The sequence below is a fragment of the Mesorhizobium sp. BHbdii genome, assembly GCF_053848045.1.
In genome coordinates, this window is record NZ_JBSPKX010000079.1 from 1 (window position 1) to 604 (window position 604).

Below are 604 nucleotides of genomic sequence, written 5' to 3' on the forward strand. Positions count from 1 at the left end.
CGGCAAGCGCGCCACGATCGCGGGATTCGACCTTGTCGAGCTCTATCCGCCCGCCGACATTGACGGCCTGTCGGCCCAGACCGCCGCGCGCCTTCTGGTCAATGTAATCGGCACAATCGTGCGGCAGGGTGGCTCAACGCCCGATTGACGTGTCTTGTCCGAGCCGCGGTCGGATTCCGCGTCCTCAACTAACGATCTATCGAGCCGGCTTCAGGCTGGCCGTCAACATCCAGACAGAGATGTCTGTGCCGACGACAGCACTCGCCTACGGCATTATGCGACGCCGTGCGGGCGAACTCGTGTCGCCCAACAGCGTTGCGACGCCAGCGGCCATGCCGGTCCTGTTTGAGGCCATTGCGCCTTAGACTAAAACAAAGATCTCTGGAGCCACGCAACCCTCAAGTGCGATACCCAGATCGGACAGAACAAATAGATCACTAACTCGCGAACCAGAGTTTTCCATAGAAGGGTGTTGGTGGAATCGGTCGTCTGATAGGCTCCCCAAGCGCCACGGCCTGTCGCGTGATCGTTGAAGCCCCCAACCAACATCCCGATAATCATCAAGGCCATCACGAATGTCGCGATGACCGGTCGCGCCCTCATG

General features: G+C 59.8%; 1 protein-coding gene and 1 pseudogene. One reads left to right on the forward strand and one right to left on the reverse strand.

Annotated elements, in window-relative coordinates; all coding sequences use genetic code 11:
- Positions 1-148, forward strand: a pseudogene (locus ACWTU8_RS31935) (agmatinase); the annotation flags it as partial.
- Between the two features lie 218 nt (positions 149-366).
- On the opposite strand, the gene ACWTU8_RS31940 reads toward ACWTU8_RS31935, so the two are convergent.
- Positions 367-604: hypothetical protein (locus ACWTU8_RS31940; RefSeq protein ID WP_455851269.1), on the reverse strand; the 238-nt coding region annotated here is incomplete at its 5' end.